This is a genomic window from Mycolicibacterium llatzerense, from assembly GCF_000878195.1.
GTDB lineage: Bacteria > Actinomycetota > Actinomycetes > Mycobacteriales > Mycobacteriaceae > Mycobacterium > Mycobacterium llatzerense.
The window spans coordinates 62,237-79,928 of the sequence record NZ_JXST01000029.1 but is presented as its reverse complement, the minus strand read 5'-3'; the positions used below and the strand labels follow the sequence as shown (position 1 = coordinate 79,928).

The window sequence follows — 17,692 nt, the reverse complement described above, 5'->3', positions numbered from 1 at the left end:
CTCGTCAATAAATCTGGTTGAATTCCTGACGTCCGGTGGGGGGAATTTAGCGTCGATGTTTGTGCGACGGCCTGGCGCGATCGCACCGCGACTCTAAAGACGAACAGGATATTCGATCACTGATGGATCCTCGGAAATTCGCTGACGCATTGCGGCCACTACCAGGATGGGTCGGGGGTGGCATTCTCGACTGGTACCAGCTCGGCCTCAGAAAGCCGAGAGAAGCGACCAGCTATTACGGCGCCACCTTCCATTGCGACCCCGTCGACTCAATTCAGCGGAGCATCATCTACTACGGCGTGTGGGAACCCGCCATCTCGCGAATTATCGAGAACACTCTCGATCCGGGAGATCTGTTCGTCGACATCGGCGCGAACATCGGCTACGACGCCATGCTCGCGGCGACCCGGGCCGACGTCGTCGCCATCGAGGCAGCGCCCCACATCTACCAGAAGATGCTGCGCAATCTCCGCCGTAACCCCGAGCTCGCCGGTCGTATCCGCCCCGTGAACGTAGCGGTTTCCGACCATGCCGGCGAACTCGACCTCTATGACTTCGGCCCGCGCAACATCGGTGCCACCACCACGTTGCGGTCGCGCAACGGAAAGAAATGCGCGACTGTTGCGGCAGCTCCGTTGCTGGATATTCTCTCGACCGATGAATTGGCACGTATCCGGCTGATCAAGATGGACGTCGAAGGTGCTGAAACGACCATTCTGAATGACATTCTCGACCACATCGACGCGTTCTCCGCGAATATGAGCATCATCTTCGAGGCCAACCCCGAAGACGACCAAGCGGCTTTCGGCGTGCTGTTCAAACGAATTCAGCAAAACTTCGCCGCTTACGAAATAGCGAACGGCTACAGCAATGCCTGGTATCTGAAATGGAAAGATCGCCCGCTCAAAGAACTTCATGCCGCACCGGCGCGGCGTACAGATATTCTGCTGACTCGCTCATAGCGCCGGCACCGTCCACCTCCGGACGCAGGCCGCAGTACCGATACCCCAGATACGGCTGTGGGCCGCAACGCCGGTGACGTTGCGGCCCACAGCCGTATCGGGCGTCAGGCGTCGAGCCGCGCCAGTTCACCCTTGCGGTACAGCTCGGTGCAGGCCTGCCGGCGGATCTTGCCGCTGGTGGTGATCGGGATCGAGCCCCGGCCGACCAGCACCAGGTCGGCGGCGTTGACGCCGTGCACCTGCGAGATGGCCGAGGTGATGTCGTGCTTGACCTGAGCCAGGTTCTCGCGGACCTCGTCCTCGGTGTCGCCGCGCTTCTTCATCTCGATGACGACGGCGAACTGCTCGACACCGTCCTCTTCGAAGCCGACGGCGGCGGTGCGGCCGCCCGAGACCGCGCTGACGGTGGCCTCGATGTCGTCGGGGTAGAGGTTGCGACCGCGGATGATCAGCAGGTCCTTGATGCGGCCGATGATGAATAGCGAGCCTTCGGAGATGAAGCCGAGGTCGCCGGTACGCAGCCAGGTGTCCGACGGGGTGCCTTCGGGGGCGTCCTCGAGCACTCCGCGGAAGGTCTTCTCGGTCTCGTCGGGCTTGTTCCAGTAGCCGGCGCACACGTTCTCGCCGTGCGTCCAGATCTCGCCGACGGTCCCCTCGGCGGCCTCGCGGCGGGTCTCCGGGTCGACGATGCGAACCAGCGGCGACGGCGAGAAGCCGTAGCTCACCAGCGGGCTACCCGACTCGACGCGCTCGACGATGCCGTCGGCCAGCTTCTCGGTGTCGAAGTCGACGACCGTCGGCGGCTCACCGGATTCACGCGACGCCACGTAGAGGGTGGCCTCGGCCAGGCCGTAGCTGGGCCGGATGGCCTTGCCGGGCAGGCCGAACTTGGCGAAGCGCTGGATGTAGCGCTTGACGGTGGTCGGCTGCACGCGCTCGGCGCCGCTGAAGACCGTCAGGACGCTGCTCATGTCCTTGCCGGCCATGTCCTCGTCGGTGGTCCGGGCGGCCGCCAGGTCGAAGGCGAAGTTCGGCGCGGCGGTGATGACGTTCTTGTGGCTGCCCATCAGTTGTACCCAGCGGGCGGGCTTGACCAGGAACGAGATGGGGCTGGTCATCACGGTGTGCCAGCCGCCGAGGATCGGGGTGCAGACGCCGAGCAGCAGGCCCATGTCGTGGTACAGCGGCAGCCAGGTCACGACGGTACTGCCGGCCGGCGCGACCTTGCCCCATTCGGAGAAGAAGACCGCGATCATCTGCTCGTAGTTGGCCGAGACGTTGCGGTGCGACACCATCACGCCGGCGGCGGTGCGGGTCGAGCCGGAGGTGTACTGCAGGTACGCGGTCTCCGGGCGAACCTCGCGGCGGGAGAACGGCTTACGGCGGGTCTCCAGGTCGAGCTCGTCGACGGCGAGGACGACTGGGGTGCGGCCGTCGTCGTTCGGCGTCGCGTATTGCGCGACGGCGTCCTTGCTGGCGGCTGTGGTCAGGGCGACGACGGGCTGCGCATCCTTCATGACCGAGATGACGCGCTCGTCGTGGTGGCCCATGATCGGCTGGGTCAGCGGGACGGCGATCATGCCGGCCTCGAGGGCGCCGAGGAACCCGACGACGTATTCGAGGCACTGCGGGGCGACGATCACCACGCGGTCGCCGATCTCACCGTGCTGGCGCAGTTCGTGCGCCACTGCGACGCTCTGCTGGTACAGCTGAGCCCAGGTGAGGGTCTTGGCCACGCCATCGGGGTCGGTGTCGTAGTCCATGAACGTGAAAGCCACGTCGTTGGGTTGCAGGCTGGCGCGCTCGCGCAGGACGGCCGGCAGAGACGACTCGATCACGGACACTTCCTCCTCGGGGATGTTCGGGCAGGGGTGAAGGCCGGGTGTCGTCGAAGGTGGTGAAACACAGTCAAACTGACACCGGGTGCCGGATAGCAGAGTAAGGCATCCTCGCAGATTTTGACGGATCGGGCCTTTTGCTGACGAGTCTCCGACGGTCAGCGCTGGAGGCTCAGTGGGCCGCCTTCGAGAACCACTTGGTCTTGATCAGCCACGAGTGCGCGGACGCCAGCGCGAAGACCCCGCCGCACATGCAGGCGAAGACCCAGACGAACTTGCCGTCTTCGAGGGGCTGCAGCTCCGGAACCAGCGACGTCAGGATGCGGGTGGCGCAGGCCATGATGCCGCTGGCGGTGGCGAACAGATAGATGTTGGCGATGCGCCGCGAGTCGGGGTTCTTGCGCAACACCAGCAGGGCGCGGCCGCCGAACACCAGCAGGTAGGTCAGGGTGCCGCACAGCACCAGCCAGTACGCGGCCAGCCAGCCGTCGGTGGGCATGGTGAACAGGTCGGGGGAGTACTCGCGACCGGCCACGCTCATCGAGAAGAGCGCGAGCAGCACCGGGATGCACAGGGTCGCGGGCCGCTCGATGTACTGCGTGAACATCTTCTGCATGGCGGCGTCGTCGGCCAGGCGGCCGATGGCGTTGTAGACGATGGCCGAGGCGGCCACGATGTAGCAGTCATGTCCGAGGTAGGCGGGCAGGTTCCACACACCGGTTGCCGAGTGGATGGCGCGGCCCAGGGTGTCGGCGGCCATCGGGGACATCAGGGCGACGGCGGCGGCCTGTAGCGCGATGTTGAGGGTCGCTGCCACTTCCCAGCGGCACGACCAGGTGACGCGACGAATCCACAAACTCCACGCCATACAGGCGAGAGTGATGGTTATGAGCAATGTGAGAGCCATGGTTGGAGCCTTTGCCAGCGCCTGCGAACGCTCAGATTCTACTGGTCATAGCGGCGGCGCATCAGCACGTCGCGTCATTTCCGACAACTTTGTGGCGCGTTTGGGGACCGCCGGCGCCGCCGTGGCAACCGCGAGGGGTGCCGATTGGATGTAGTTGATGACCTCATCGTGGCTCATCAAGCCGAACCGAACCTGCAGGTCGGGATAGCTCAACCGGAAGTGATCGGCCACCAGGCGGAGCTCTTCCGCGTTGGGATAGTCGGCCTCTTTGATTCGCCGGTAGTACGTACTGCTCGACGTTCCGAGCGCACCGTAGATCTCCCTCGCTTCGACGTCGCCGTCGAAGATGTAGTCGAGCAGCGCCTTGAGCTGTCTGCCGTTCTGGTCTGTTCGGGGCACCCTGCCACGATAGACCCTTCCCCCCTTTGGTTGCTAGCAACTGTTTTTGCGACACATAAGCCGTAATTGACATGGGCGTCACAGTTTCGGGAGCTATGTCCCAAATTTGGGAATCGTGTTGTAGTGTGCATCACATGACTGTTGCGTACGCCGGTGAGATCGATGCCGTTCTCCCTTCTGCTGCTGCGGCGACGGTGCACGTCGCCGACTACGAGTTCGGCGGCTTCGACACCGCCGGTACTGCGGTTGATATGCGGCGCCTCGAGGCCCCGCTGTCGCCGGTGATCACCGCCGAGCTGGAGGGCGCTGTCGAATACCTGGGAGTGGATGCCGAGGTGCTGCTGATCGCGGCGCTCGGCCGCGCTATCGAGCGGGTCGTCGGACCCGGCCGAGCCGCGGTCGACGTGGCTGCAGCGAAGGAACGCTCCGGCGGCGGACTGGCCGTGATCCGCCGGCTCGAGGTGGATGCCGTCTCGGCATCGGACGTGGATGCCACCGAGATGGTGCAGACGGTGCGGGGCGCCCTGGCGGCCGCCACCGCCGACCCGAAGGACGTTGCCGACGTGTTGTTCAGTTACGGCATGTCCGCGATCGACGGCGAGCATCCGGGCCCGGCGCACACGCTCGAGGTGCGGGTGTTCCACACCGACGACGTACTGCACGTCGATTGGTGGTACGCCCGGCACCAGTTCGAGCCCTACACGGTGGAAGAACTCGCCGAGCAGTTCTCCTACGGCGTGATCGAGCTCGCCTCGGAGGCCATGCCGGTCTCCGAGTAATCCGCAGTGACCCGCGCCCGTTAGAATCCCTGCATTCGCATCGATCCGGCCATCACCGGGGAGCATTCGGAAGAACGGCTGCGCCGGCCTTGGCTGCGGCAGCTCAGTAGAACCGAACGGGTAGGCCCGTCATCGCCTGCAGTTGAGCGGCGCACGTGTGCGACCTTCCGGGTCGGCTGTGCGCAAGCGGGGTGGTACCGCGGCGCTCGCGTCCAGACGCGAGATCGTCGTCCCCGTGCCTGGAACTGAGCACCTGTTGGTGCTGACGGCACTGGAGACCCTGACGTGAGCGCGTACCCCAAGACCGCCAGCGGCACACCGAACTTCCCCGACCTCGAAACCGACGTCCTGGAGTTCTGGGCCCGCGACGACACCTTCCGCGCCAGCATCGCGCGCCGCGACGGCGCCCCCGAATACGTCTTCTATGACGGCCCGCCGTTCGCCAACGGCCTGCCGCACTACGGCCACCTGCTGACCGGCTACGTCAAGGACATCGTTCCCCGGTACCGCACCATGCGCGGCTACAAGGTCGAGCGCCGGTTCGGCTGGGACACCCACGGCCTGCCCGCCGAGCTCGAGGTGCAGCGCCAGCTCGGCATCTCGGACAAGGCCCAGATCGAGGCCATGGGCATAGGCGCGTTCAACGACGCCTGCCGTGCGTCGGTCATGAAGTACTCGAACGAGTGGCAGTCCTACGTCACCCGCCAGGCGCGCTGGGTCGACTTCGACAACGACTACAAGACCCTGGACCTGACGTTCATGGAGTCGGTGATCTGGGCGTTCAAGCAGCTGTGGGACAAGGGCCTGGCCTACGAGGGCAACCGGGTGCTGCCGTACTGCTGGAACGACGAGACCCCGCTGTCCAACCACGAGCTGCGCATGGACGACGACGTCTACCAGAGCCGGCAGGACCCGGCGTTGACCGTGGGCTTCGTCGCGACCGACGGTCCCGTCGCCGGCGCCCGTCTGCTGGTCTGGACCACCACGCCGTGGACCCTGCCGTCCAACCAGGCCGTCGCGGTCAACCCCGAGGTCACCTACGTGCAGGTGGTGGGCCCCGACGAGCAGAACTACGTCCTGGCCGAGCCCCGGCTGGCCGCCTACGTGCGCGAATTCGGCGAGGAGCCGGTCGTCGTCGGCAGCTATCTCGGCGCCGAACTGCTGGGCACGCACTACCTGCCGCCGTTCGCGTTCTTCGTCGACAGCGACCGGGCGCAGAACGCGTTTCAGGTGCTGCAGGGCGATTTCGTCACCACCGAGGACGGCACCGGCATCGTCCACATGGCCCCGGCCTATGGCGAGGACGACAAGGCCACCTGTGATGCCGCGGGCATCGTCGCGGTTACCCCGGTGGACTCCACGGGCCGCTTCGACTCGACTGTGCCCGACTACCAGGGACAGCAGGTCTTCGAGGCCAACTCGCAGATCATCAAGGATCTGAAGAACGGCACCGGCCCGGCGGCGGTCAACGCACCGGTGCTGCTGCGGCACGAGACCTACGAGCACTCGTACCCGCACTGCTGGCGGTGCCGCAATCCGCTGATCTACCGCGCGGTGTCGTCGTGGTTCGTCAAGGTCACCGAGTTCCGCGACCGGATGGTCGAGCTCAACCAGCAGATCACCTGGTACCCCGAGCACGTGAAGGACGGCCAGTTCGGCAAGTGGCTGTCCAATGCGCGCGACTGGTCGATCTCGCGAAACCGATACTGGGGCAGCCCGATTCCGGTGTGGAAGTCCGATGACCCGGCCTACCCGCGGATCGACGTCTACGGCAGCTTGGATGAGTTGGAGCGCGATTTCGGCGTCCGCCCGGACAATCTGCACCGGCCGTACATCGACGAGCTGACCCGGCCCAATCCCGACGACCCGACCGGGAAGTCGACGATGCGCCGCATCGAGGACGTGTTCGACGTCTGGTTCGACTCGGGCTCGATGCCCTACGCGCAGGTGCACTATCCGTTCGAGAACGCCGACTGGTTCGACGGCAGCGCAACGGAATCCGCGCACTTCCCGGGCGATTTCATCGTCGAGTACATCGGCCAGACGCGCGGCTGGTTCTACACCATGCACGTGCTGGCCACCGCGCTGTTCGATCGTCCGGCATTCAAAACCTGTGTGGCACACGGCATCGTGCTGGGCAACGACGGCCAGAAGATGAGCAAGTCGCTGCGCAACTACCCGGACGTGTCCGAGGTGTTCGACCGCGACGGGTCCGACGCCATGCGCTGGTTCCTGATGGCCTCGCCGATCCTGCGGGGCGGCAACCTGATCGTCACCGAGCAGGGCATCCGTGACGGCGTCCGGCAGGTGCTGCTGCCGGTGTGGAACGCGTACTCCTTCCTGGCGCTGTACGCGCCGAAGAAGGGCACCTGGCGCACGGATTCGACGCACGTGCTGGACCGCTACATCCTGGCCAAGCTCGCCGACCTGCGCGACACCCTGACCGCCTCGCTCGACGCCTGCGACATCTCGGGCGCCTGCGAGCAGTTGCGCCAGTTCGCCGAGGCCCTCACCAATTGGTATGTGCGACGGTCGCGTTCGCGGTTCTGGGAAGAAGACACCGACGCCATCGACACCCTGCACACCGTGCTGGAGGTGACCTGCCGCCTGGCCGCGCCGCTGCTGCCGCTGGCGACCGAGATGATGTGGCAGGGACTGACCGACGAGCGTTCCGTCCACCTGACCGACTGGCCGGAGGCCGGCGTGGTCCCCGCCGACCCCGAGTTGGTCGCGGCCATGGACCGGGTGCGCGAGGTGTGCTCGGCGGGCTCGTCGCTGCGCAAGGCCAAGAAGCTCCGCGTGCGCCTGCCCTTGCCGAAACTGACTGTGGCGGTGGACAACCCGGAGGCGCTGCGGCCCTTCGTCGACCTCATCGCCGACGAGCTCAACGTCAAGGCCGTCGAGCTCACCGACGACATCGACGCCTACGGCAAGTTCGAGTTGACGGTCAACGCACGTGTTGCCGGCCCGCGCATCGGCAAGGACGTGCAGGCCGCGATCAAGGCGGTCAAGGCCGGGGCAGGCGTGGTCAACGCCGACGGCACGCTGACCGCGGGGCCCGCTGTCCTGCTGCCGTCGGAGTACAGCTCGAAACTCGTTGCCGCGGAACCGGAGTTCACCGCGGCGCTGCCGGACGGTGCCGGCCTGGTGGTGCTCGACGCCACCGTCACTCCCGAGCTGGAGGCCGAGGGCTGGGCCAAGGACCGCATCCGCGAACTGCAGGACCTGCGTAAGGCCACGGGGCTGGACGTGTCCGACCGGATCACCGTGACGTTCGCGGTGCCTGCCGACAAGCAGGCGTGGGCGACCACCCATGCCGGCCTGATCGCGGGCGAGATCCTGGCCACCGACTTCACCGTCGTGGCCGCCGCGGAGCTGGCCGACGGCGCCGACGTCGGTGACGGGGTCCGGGCCGCCATCGCCAAGGCCTGACGACAATTCCCGCGAGCGTGCCGTCGGCGCACGCTCGCGGTCAGGTGCGCAGCCGTCGGCCGGTGACGACCGCCCAGCCGAGAGTGGCCACCGCCAATCCGACGTACGCCACTGCGGCCCACGCCAGGTACCACGGGCGGCTGATCTGCCACAGGCTCGGTTCAGCCATGGCCAAGACGCTGGGGACGCTGACGAGCGTCAGCGCGATCCAGCCCCAACCGAAGAACCGGGCGCCAGGTTCGTCCCGCCACGGTCCGCGCAGCAGCCAGATGATCAGCGGCAGTATCCACACCCAGTGGTGCACCCAGGAAATGGGCGACACCAGAAGGCCGAACAGTTCGACGACCAACAGCGACCCCAACCGGTCGCGGTCACCTGCGCTGTTCCCCAACGCCCACCACGCCAGCGCGGCGAGCACAGTGGTCCCGACGATCGCGGTGAGTACCAGGGCGCCTTCCCCCGCGTCATGGCCCACGATCCGCGATATGGCGCCTCGCCAGGATTGGTTGAACGCGATGCCGATCGGGTTGATGCTGGTATCGCCCATCACTTTCGTGAAGTAATGCCACACCTGATCGCCGACCATCAGCCAGGACACCCCGACCGTCGCGAAGAAGACGATGGCCGAGCACGCCGCGGCGGCCCAGCGTCGCACGCCGGCGAAGTACAGCCCGGTGATGGCCGGAGTCAGCTTCACCCCGGCAGCCAGGCCGACCAGCAGGCCCGAGAGCCACCATCGCGTGCTGTAGGCCGCGTACAGCACGGCCAGGGTCAGGAAGACGCCCACCTGTCCGAGGTCGAGAGCGACACGGGCCGGCTCGAGCCAGATCAGGCCCGCGGTCCACACCATGGCCTCGCGCGCACTGCCGCTGCCCACCATGCGTTGGGATATCCGCACGATCGCGTATACCGCGGCGACGATCGCGACTTGCCACGCCAGCCCAACGGCTGCGAACGGCAGGAAATGCAAGGGGTAGAACATGATTGCCGCGAAAGGTGGATAGACGAATGGCAGCGGCTGAGTAGGGGACTGGTCGGAGTAGGCGAAGGCGTACAAGGTGTCGGGGCGGTCCAGCGCGGCGCCACCGAGGACGTACACGTGGAAGTCGACCAGGTCGGGCCGGCTGGGAATCGTCACCGCCAGCAACGTCACCGTGCTTACCAGCAGCAGCGCAGGTGCCAGCAGTCGCCGGTCAGACAGTGTGCGCAACGTGACCACGACGCCCCGTTCGGACTATCCAGGCCATGGTCGCCAGCGCGGCGACGATGTACACGGCCTCACCCCAGGCCAGGTACCAGGGCCGGCTGATCTGCCAGATGTCGGGCTGGGCCAGGGACAGCAGGCTGGGCACGCTGAGCACCATCAGTGCCACCCAACCCCAACCCAGGATGCGGGCACCCGGCTTGTCGTGCCAGGGACCGTAGATCAGCCAGATCATCAGCGGCAGCGCCCAGACCCAGTGATGGACCCAGGACACCGGTTCCGCGAGCAACCCGAACAGCTGGACCACCAGTAGTGACCCGAGCCGGTCCCGCTCGCCACCGAGGGCTCGGAAGGCCAGCACCGCGAGCACGGCCGTGCCGACGATCGCGCCGATGACCAACGGAGACATCCCGGCGTCGTGCCCGAGGATCCGCGACAGTCCGCCGTGCCAGGACTGGTTCCATGCCGAGCCTGCCGGCAGTGTCTTGCCGGCCGCGATCATCTGGCCGGGGAAGTAGCGGCGAGTTTCCTCGGGCGCCACCAGGTACGCCAGCGCGACCGTCGCGAAGAACACCACGGCGGAGCACAGCGCGGTGCCCCAACGCCGCACTCCTACGAAGTACATGCCGGTGATCGCCGGTGTCAGTTTGATGCCGGCACCGATACCGATCAGCAGCCCCGACAGCCACCACCGCGAGCTGTAGGCGGCGTAGAGGACGGCCAACATCAGGAAGATGCCGATCTGTCCCGATTGAATGCTGCTGCCGGGAGCCTCCATCCAGATCGCGCCGGCGGTCCACAGCATCGCGGTACGCCGACCGCCGCCGCCGACGACGAATTTCTGACTCAGCCGCACGCTCGCGTAGATGGCGGCGATCAAGGCGACCTGCCAGCCGAAGGCGACCACCCCGAACGGCAAAAAATGTAAGGGAGCGAACAACATCGCCGCGAAGGGCGGATAGGTGAACGGCAGGTGTTCGCCCTTGGTCGGGTCGACGTAGAAGAAGTCGTACAGGCTGCCGGAATGCGCCAACGCGGAGCCGCCGAGCACATACACCCGAAGATCGAAGAAGGCGTCACCCTTGACCAGGTAGTAGCCCATCGTCGAGGCGACCCGCAGGGTTGCACTGACAGCGAGGATGACCGGCGCCAGCGTTTGCCAGCGGGACAGCTCCGACCGCAATGTCGAGGCAGGCCCGGCGGTCACCGGCCGACTATATCGGCAGCGCAGCCAATACCGCCTGTGGAGATGCTGGTGCCTGCCACGTGCGCCGGCGGAGAGAGCTGCCGCCGGGCGGCCATGCCCGTGGCAACCATCCACCCGAGCGTGGCCAGCGTCAGCGTCGGGTAGACGAGTCCGGCCCACGCCTCGTACCAAGGGCGCGCGATCTCCCATCGGTTCACCTGCAGCTGCGCCAGCATGTTCGGCACGGCCGCGCAGGTGACCACGATCCACGCCCACCACAGCATCCTGGCGCCGCGCTTGTTCCGCCACGGTCCGTGTCGCAACCAAACCAGCAGTGGCACAAGCCATACCCAGTGGGCAGTCCACGACACGGGAGAGGACAACAGCTCCAAGAGCATCACCACGAGCAGTGAGCCCAGCTTGTCACGTGCCGACCCGGCGGCGCCCAAAGCCCACCAGGCCAACGCGGCCAGCACGCCGGTGGTGGTGATCGCAGCCCACACCAGTGCACCCATCCCTGGGTCGTACCCCAAGATTCGGGCGATGCCACCGCGCCACGATTGGTTGTACACGTTCCCGATGGTGAACAGCTTGTCCCGGCCGATGAAGTCGGTGAAGAAGTAACGCACCCGGTCGCCGGCCACCAGATACGAAACTGCAAGCGTGGCAACGAAAACCAGTGCAGCGAAGAGTGCGGTCGCCCAGCGTCGCAGTCCGACGAAATACAGCCCGCTGACTGCCGGGGTCAGCTTGATTCCCGCGCCGAGCCCGACGAGCAGCCCAGACAGCCACCATCGGGAACTGTATGCGGCAGTCATCACGAGAACCATCAGGAAGACGCCGATCGTGGCGTGTTTGATGTTGCCGACGATGGGCTCCAGCCAGATCGACCCGGCCAACCACAGCATGGCGACGCGGCGGTCGGCTACACCGATCATGTTCTGGCACAGGCGAATTACCACGAACACCGCCGCGATGATGCCCAGCCGCCAGAGTGTGACGGCCAGTCCCAGCGGCATCAAGTGGAGCGGATAGAACACCATGGCGGCGAACGGTGGATAGACGAACGGCATGGTTTCGTGGTGGGCGGGATCGAGGTACGCAACCTGATAGAGCGCGCTCGGCTGGTCCAGTGCAGCGCCGCCGAGGACGTAGATGTGGAAATCGATGGGGTCGGTGGCCGAGTTGACGATGACGGACACCGTCACGCTGGCGACCATCAAAGCGGGCGCGAGTGCCCGCCATCTGTCGGCTCTGCTCCGAGACTGCCCATGACTTCGATCCGCCACCAACCCCGCCCCCCCAGAATTGTGACCACCCGGGCCGATGCTGAGCGTAGGCACAGCCGCCGCTGGGGCGGCACAATTCTCAGGTCATTCAATGGTGGCTCACAGCAACACGATTGGCCTCAGGCTACGACAGCGTGCCCGAGACGAGGAGATACACACCCAACAGAGTCAGCGCGGTCGCCATCACCCAGATGCGCCTGGCCCGCAACCAATTCGGCACCAGCTCCAGGTACTGCTGCGTCTTGGCGGGCGCTATCAGATAGCACAGCAGCGGGATCTCGGCGAATGCGAACGACACGATCGCATACACGACCACGGCGGCGACCTGCGTTGACTTGCACTGCCCGGCAGCGAGGATCACGCCGAGTGCGCCGACCAGTTCGACGTGGGGCCCCGGGCCGGCCCATAGTCCGGCCAGAAACGCCATCCACAACGACTGGCTGCGCATGAGCTTGCGAGCCCAGGTCGTCAGCCGTGCCGTCAGGGACGACGACTCCGGTTCGGCCTCTTCCTGGACGTCAGCGCCTGAATCGGTACTTCCCGTCACCGCTGCGGGCACCGGGGTCTTCGTCCCGGCTCGAAACAGCAGCGCCACCGCGACCAGCAGCACCAGCCCGCCGATCGCCAGTTTGGCGTCCGCAGGATCGATGGAGTCCGTGGTCGAGTTCATGTCGGCGATGAGCCGCTTGGTGGTGCCGTGCAGCAGGTAGACCGCGCTCAGGCCCACGAGCAGGCTGGACGCGATACCGCCGAGGCAGAATACGAACAACGCTGGGATCGGCCGATGTCGGATCACGATGAACACCGCCACTCCGAGGCGGACGGGATCCCACATCGCCATGACGGCGAACATCACTACGGCGGCCCACACGGGGCGGACCATACAGACGCTAGCTGGTGACTCTTGCCAGACTTCCGCCGCAGGAGACGACGTCGCCGGTCCGCAGCTGCCGGCCGCGCCGCGTCTCGACCTCGCCGTTAACCTCGACCAGGCCGTCGCTGATCACCGCCTTGGCATCGGCGCCACTGTCGATCAGCGAGGCCAGCTTGAGAAACTGGCCCAGGCGGATCGACTCGTCGCGGATGGGCACGTCGTTCATGACCAGAAGGGTAGCCACCTAGCATTGGCCACTGTGGATCGCTGGGTCCTGCATCTGGACATGGACGCCTTTTTCGCGTCCGTCGAGCAGCTGACCCGACCTACCTTGCGGGACCGTCCGGTGCTGGTCGGCGGGCTCGGCGGTCGTGGCGTGGTGGCCGGCGCCAGTTATCAGGCCCGCAGATTCGGCGCCCGCTCGGCGATGCCCATGCATCAGGCTCGGCGGCTGGTGGGGGCGTCCGCCGTCGTCCTGCCGCCGCGCGGCGCGGTGTATTCGGTGGCCAGCCGACGCGCGCTCGACGCGGTCCGCAGCGTGGTGCCCGTGCTGGAACAGCTGTCGTTCGACGAGGCGTTCGGCGAGCCGATCGAGCTGGTCGGTGCCGAGCCCGACGAGGTCCGGCAGTTTTGCGAGGACCTGCGCGCCACGGTGCGCGCCGCGACCGGGTTGGTGGCCTCGGTCGGTGCGGGGTCAGGCAAGCAGATCGCCAAGATCGCGTCCGGACTGGCCAAGCCCGACGGGGTCCGGATCATCAGCGGTGCTGAGCAGGGGCCGCTCTTGGTGGCGTTGCCGGTGCGCAAGCTGTGGGGGATCGGGCCGGTCGCCGAGGAGAAGCTGCACCGGCTGGGCATCGAGACCGTCGGCGCGTTGGCGGCGCTCACCGACGCCGAGGCCGCCGACGTCCTCGGCGCGACCATCGGACCGGCGCTGCACCGGCTGGCCCGCGGCATCGACGACCGACCGGTGGCCGAGCGCGCCGAGGCCAAACAGATCAGCGCCGAGTCCACGTTCCAGGTCGACCTGACCACCCTGGAGCAGTTGCGCGAGAGCATCGGGCCCATCGCCGAGCACGCCCACCGGCGGCTGCAGCGCGACGGCCGAGGAGCGCGCACCGTGACGGTCAAGCTCAAGAAATCCGACATGAGCACGCTGACTCGTTCGGCCACGCTGCCGTACGCGACCACCGACCCTGCTGCGCTGACGGCGACGGCCCGCCGGCTACTGCTCGATCCGGTCGAGATCGGTCCGATTCGCCTTGTGGGCGTGGGCTTTTCGGGCCTGACCGATGCTCAGCAGGAGTCGTTGTTCCCGGAACTCGAGATGGCTGATGGCTCTGATCTCGCGACGCCGGCGGGGGAGGCCGGGCCGGTGAGTGCCCCGCCGGCCGAATCCCCGTGGCGCGTCGGCGATGACGTCCAGCATCCGGACCACGGCCACGGCTGGGTGCAGGGGGCCGGGCACGGAGTCATGACAGTGCGATTCGAAACGCGGGCCACCGGTCCCGGCGTGGCCCGCACCGTCGCGTCCGATGATCCGCAGATCACCCGCGCGGACCCGATCGACAGCCTCGACTGGCAGGACTATCTGGCGCAGTTGCCGAGCGACGACGGAGCGGCCTAGCTCTACCCCCGGTGGGGTTGAAGTCCGCGGTTCTGCTGAGGTGGTCCGCTGCTGGGGGCGAGCAAAGCCATCACATCTGCGCCGATGACGGGAGCCAGGGCTGCGCTCATGTGCACGGTGAGATGGTGGCCGTCCCGGTAGACCAGGGTGTCTCCGAGAATGCTGGGGCAGACGGTGTCGTTGCACAGGTAGTCGCTGTAGTCCAGGTAGCTGAATGCGCCCCGGGTGGCCAGGTCGTGCTCGGCCTGGCGGACCCGCGCGTCGAGTGCCTTGGTGCGCGGCAGCGCGCACCGCTGCGCATTGTCGGGGAACAGGCCCAAGCAGAACTGGGGCGCGACACCGATCGACGGAGTGTCGGCGAGCACCGCGACGCGCGATTGCGACGGAAGCTCGCTGACGGTGTCGGTCAGGGCCTTCTGCCAGTGCGCCGTCGGGTCGGCATCGTGCAGCATGTAGCTGGACCCCCACGCGCCGAGAAGGATCAGTGCCGGTTTGGCTGCGACGAGGCTGGCGAGCACGTTTTCGCGCCATTCGGCACACCGCGGGTAGCTGGCGATATGAATATGGGCCGACGGGCAGTGACTCTTGGTGCGATTGTCGAGGCGGATCAGGCCTTGATCGGCCAATGCGGAAAGGGCCGGATACCAGTGCGCCGCATGGGAATCGCCGAACAAGACGACAAGCGGTGCCTCCGGGTTGCTCCCCACCGTGCAGCCCGCTGGATTGGTGGCCCATTGGCCGCGGTGACAGCCATTCGCGTAGATGACGGGTTCACCGCCCGCGCTCTCGGAGAGCTGCGGTGTGAGGTTGCTCGGCACGTACGCAGTCCCGGCCGGCTTAAGGCTCAGCGTCAGGTGAGCCGCGGTGCGGCGTGCGTTCAGCAGTGGGTCCTGCACGACGGCGACCGCGAGGACGACCGCACACACGGCGGCCATCACGCCCGCGGTCGCGGCGAGCGTCCGGCGGGGGCGCGAGGCGTTCAGCCACCTCAGGCGCTGGCCCGGTTGCTCGACATACGTGTAGAGCAGCCACGCCAGCGGGACACAGGCCACGACGATCGCGACGCGCAGCCACATCGGTGATGCCTGCATGTAGCCGGTGGCGGCGACGGGCAAGACGAGTAGCGGCCAGTGCACGAGGTACAGCGAGTACGAAATGTCGCCGATCCAGGTCAGCGGGCGCAGGCTCAGGAGGGCCGCTGGACCCCAGCGGACGGGGCCGGCGGCAATCAGCAGCGCGGTGCCGATCACCGGGACCGCGACGGCGTCGCCCGGGTATTCGGTGGCCGTGGAGAACAGCACGCCGCTGCCGACGACCGCCGCCAGTCCAGCCCAGCCGGCGACGGCGCCGCTCCGGTCTCCGAAGACGCGGCCACGGCTGAGTAGCACGACCGCGACCAGGCCACCCACGCCGAATTCCCAAATCCGCGCGAACAGGATGAAGAACGCGTTCGGCTGCGAGAAGCCGGTCAACCACACGCACAGGACGAACGACGCCGCGACGATCGCGCAGATGGCCGCCACCCGGCGGCTGCGCAGCTTGAACAGCCCGAACAGGCCGACGAGCAGTACCGGCCACAGCAGGTAGAACTGTTCTTCCACGCCGAGTGACCAGTAGTGCATGAACAACGACGGCGTCTTGTCGGCCAGATAGTCGGTCGCGCGGTAGGCGAACACGACATTGGGGACGTAGAACGTGGCGGCGATCGCGTCCTTGACGACGTAGCCGAATTGCAGCGGTGACACCCAACAGGCTGCAGCGGCCACCGTCGCGACGATGACGGTCAAGGCAGCCGGCAGCAGGCGCCGGACCCGCCGCGCATAAAACGCGCCGTACGCGATGCGCCCACGGTCCCGCAATTCGCTGAACAGGTGGGTGCTGATCAGGAATCCGGAGATCACGAAGAAGACGTCGACGCCGACGTACCCGCCGCCGAATCCGGGAATCTCGGCGTGGAACAGCACGACCAGGGCCACCGCGATTGCGCGCATGCCCTGAATGTCGAGGCGCTTGTGTTGCTTGAGTTGGTTACCGACCGCCGGCAGTTCCAATGTTGTTCCCTCCGGAAGATCGGCGTGGCGAAATTATCATCGCTTCGTCAAATTGATGCGCGTCGACAGCACAAGTGGCCCACCCTGTGGGACGGTTTCGCTACGCCCACTCAGCGAACAGGTCCGCGGCTGGGATGTCGGCAGCAAGGGCCGCCATCAACAGCACCCGTGCTTGGGCGGCCCGCAGCCCGCCCGCGGACACCGCCCCGGCGTCCAGCAATGCCCGGCCGGGTCCGTAGCCCGACGTGACGCGCGTGCCGGGCACCCGGGTCGCAATCGCCACTGCAATGCCGGCCGCGCACAGCCGCTGCACGCCCGCGAGCACCCTGGACCCCGCGTTACCCGAGCCGAGGGATTCGAGCACGATGCCGCCCGCCCCCGCCGCCGCAAAGGCGTCCATGGCCAACGCATCACTGCCCGCATAGGCGGCGACGATGTCGACGCGCGGCGCCGATGCCGCTGACAGGTTGCCGATCAGCGGCCGCCGTTTGACCGTGTCGGGGACGAACGAGGCGTCCCTGATCGACCCGATCGCGGCGCCGACCAGACCGTGTCCGGCCTTCGTCATACCCAGCGGTTGCCATACCCGGCCGGCCATGCTGACCAGCACCCCGAGGTCGCGAGCGGACGGACTGGCGGCCACGGTGATGGCGTCCCGCAGATTGGCCGGGCCGTCGGCATCGGGCGCGTCGCTGCTGCGCATGGCGCCGGTCAGGACCACGGGAACCGCACCGGCGTACGTGATGTCGAGCCACAGCGCGGTTTCTTCCATGGTGTCGGTGCCGTGCGTGATGACGATTCCGTCGGCATCGCCGGCCGAGCGCACGGCGGCCCCGATCCGGTCCCAATCGGTCGGGGTCAGCTCGGAACTGTCGACGGACATGAGGTCGACGGTGTCGACCTGGACGCCGGCGCCGAGATCATTGACCAGGTCGGTGGCGCTGCGCGTCGGCCGGGCTATTCCGTGTTGGTCGGTGCTGGTGGCGATGGTGCCTCCGGTGGCGATCACGACGACGCGAGTCATGGGCGAGATTGTTCCTCACGGCGTCTTTGGGATGATGGGGGAGTGACTGATGAATCCACCGAGCCCGAGGCGACTCTGGGAACCGAGCCCGAGGCGACCGATAACACCGGGCCGGAGGCAACG

At 66.8% G+C, this 17,692-nt stretch carries 14 protein-coding genes; 4 read left to right on the top strand and 10 right to left on the bottom strand.

What is annotated here, in order from left to right:
• The first annotated feature begins 59 nt into the window (after positions 1-59).
• Positions 60-962 (top strand): FkbM family methyltransferase, encoded by a 903-nt coding sequence (locus tag TL10_RS29730; protein ID WP_131630774.1) that lies wholly within the window; start codon positions 60-62, stop codon positions 960-962.
• Positions 963-1,066: 104 nt separating this feature from the next.
• On the opposite strand, the gene TL10_RS19785 is transcribed toward TL10_RS29730, so the two are convergent.
• From TL10_RS19785 to TL10_RS19775, 3 genes are all read right to left on the bottom strand, one after another.
• The gene (locus TL10_RS19785; protein WP_043396372.1) at positions 1,067-2,806 is read right to left on the bottom strand and encodes an AMP-binding protein; all 1,740 of its coding nucleotides are present in this window, start codon (positions 2,804-2,806) and stop codon (positions 1,067-1,069) included.
• 166 nt (positions 2,807-2,972) lie between these two features.
• Positions 2,973-3,707 (bottom strand): hypothetical protein, encoded by a 735-nt coding sequence (locus TL10_RS19780; protein ID WP_043396370.1) that lies wholly within the window; start codon positions 3,705-3,707, stop codon positions 2,973-2,975.
• A gap of 45 nt (positions 3,708-3,752) precedes the next feature.
• Positions 3,753-4,106 carry a hypothetical protein gene (locus TL10_RS19775; RefSeq protein WP_020100525.1) on the bottom strand — a complete coding sequence of 118 codons (354 nt, stop codon included), beginning with the start codon at positions 4,104-4,106 and terminating at the stop codon, positions 3,753-3,755.
• A gap of 134 nt (positions 4,107-4,240) precedes the next feature.
• Between TL10_RS19775 and TL10_RS19770 the strand changes: the two genes are divergently transcribed.
• Positions 4,241-4,885 (top strand): hypothetical protein, encoded by a 645-nt coding sequence (locus tag TL10_RS19770; protein ID WP_131630773.1) that lies wholly within the window; start codon positions 4,241-4,243, stop codon positions 4,883-4,885.
• A 285-nt stretch (positions 4,886-5,170) separates the two neighbouring features.
• Complete coding sequence (ileS, locus tag TL10_RS19765) at positions 5,171-8,317, top strand: isoleucine--tRNA ligase (protein ID WP_043986939.1); 3,147 nt, start codon at positions 5,171-5,173, stop codon at positions 8,315-8,317.
• A gap of 40 nt (positions 8,318-8,357) precedes the next feature.
• Here ileS and TL10_RS19760 read toward each other — a convergent pair whose 3' ends face one another.
• The 5 genes from TL10_RS19760 to TL10_RS19740 all read right to left on the bottom strand — a co-directional run bounded on the left by TL10_RS19760 (position 8,358) and on the right by TL10_RS19740 (position 13,096).
• Positions 8,358-9,527: a mannosyltransferase gene (locus TL10_RS19760; protein ID WP_423136072.1), complete on the bottom strand. Its 1,170-nt coding sequence runs from the start codon at positions 9,525-9,527 to the stop codon at positions 8,358-8,360.
• Positions 9,511-10,728 (bottom strand): mannosyltransferase, encoded by a 1,218-nt coding sequence (locus TL10_RS19755; protein ID WP_082068012.1) that lies wholly within the window; start codon positions 10,726-10,728, stop codon positions 9,511-9,513. The genes TL10_RS19760 and TL10_RS19755 overlap by 17 nt, the downstream gene beginning before the upstream one ends.
• Positions 10,725-11,996, bottom strand: a complete 1,272-nt coding sequence (locus tag TL10_RS19750; protein WP_082068011.1) for a mannosyltransferase — start codon at positions 11,994-11,996, stop codon at positions 10,725-10,727. The genes TL10_RS19755 and TL10_RS19750 overlap by 4 nt, the downstream gene beginning before the upstream one ends.
• Before the next feature lie 124 nt (positions 11,997-12,120).
• Positions 12,121-12,867, bottom strand: a complete 747-nt coding sequence (locus TL10_RS29725; RefSeq protein ID WP_157850380.1) for a GAP family protein — start codon at positions 12,865-12,867, stop codon at positions 12,121-12,123.
• A 19-nt stretch (positions 12,868-12,886) separates the two neighbouring features.
• A complete protein-coding gene (locus TL10_RS19740; protein ID WP_043986938.1) occupies positions 12,887-13,096 on the bottom strand; it encodes an RNA-binding S4 domain-containing protein in 210 nt (69 codons plus the stop codon).
• A 60-nt stretch (positions 13,097-13,156) separates the two neighbouring features.
• On the opposite strand from TL10_RS19740, the gene TL10_RS19735 reads away from it, so the two are divergent.
• Positions 13,157-14,494 (top strand): DNA polymerase IV, encoded by a 1,338-nt coding sequence (locus tag TL10_RS19735; protein WP_043986952.1) that lies wholly within the window; start codon positions 13,157-13,159, stop codon positions 14,492-14,494.
• 2 nt (positions 14,495-14,496) lie between these two features.
• Here TL10_RS19735 and TL10_RS19730 read toward each other — a convergent pair whose 3' ends face one another.
• Together TL10_RS19730 and TL10_RS19725 are read right to left on the bottom strand one after the other, a co-directional pair.
• Positions 14,497-16,545, bottom strand: a complete 2,049-nt coding sequence (locus TL10_RS19730; protein ID WP_052506469.1) for an acyltransferase family protein — start codon at positions 16,543-16,545, stop codon at positions 14,497-14,499.
• A gap of 100 nt (positions 16,546-16,645) precedes the next feature.
• Positions 16,646-17,569: an asparaginase gene (locus tag TL10_RS19725; RefSeq protein ID WP_043986937.1), complete on the bottom strand. Its 924-nt coding sequence runs from the start codon at positions 17,567-17,569 to the stop codon at positions 16,646-16,648.
• Between the last annotated feature and the right edge of the window lie 123 nt (positions 17,570-17,692).

Coding starts and splice junctions, on each gene's coding strand:
- TL10_RS19780 (WP_043396370.1), bottom strand. CDS start 3,707: ATGGCTCTCACATTGCTCATAACCATCACTCTCGCCTGTATGGCGTGG.
- TL10_RS19770 (WP_131630773.1), top strand. CDS start 4,241: ATGACTGTTGCGTACGCCGGTGAGATCGATGCCGTTCTCCCTTCTGCT.
- TL10_RS19740 (WP_043986938.1), bottom strand. CDS start 13,096: ATGAACGACGTGCCCATCCGCGACGAGTCGATCCGCCTGGGCCAGTTT.
- TL10_RS19735 (WP_043986952.1), top strand. CDS start 13,157: ATGGACGCCTTTTTCGCGTCCGTCGAGCAGCTGACCCGACCTACCTTG.
- TL10_RS19725 (WP_043986937.1), bottom strand. CDS start 17,569: ATGACTCGCGTCGTCGTGATCGCCACCGGAGGCACCATCGCCACCAGC.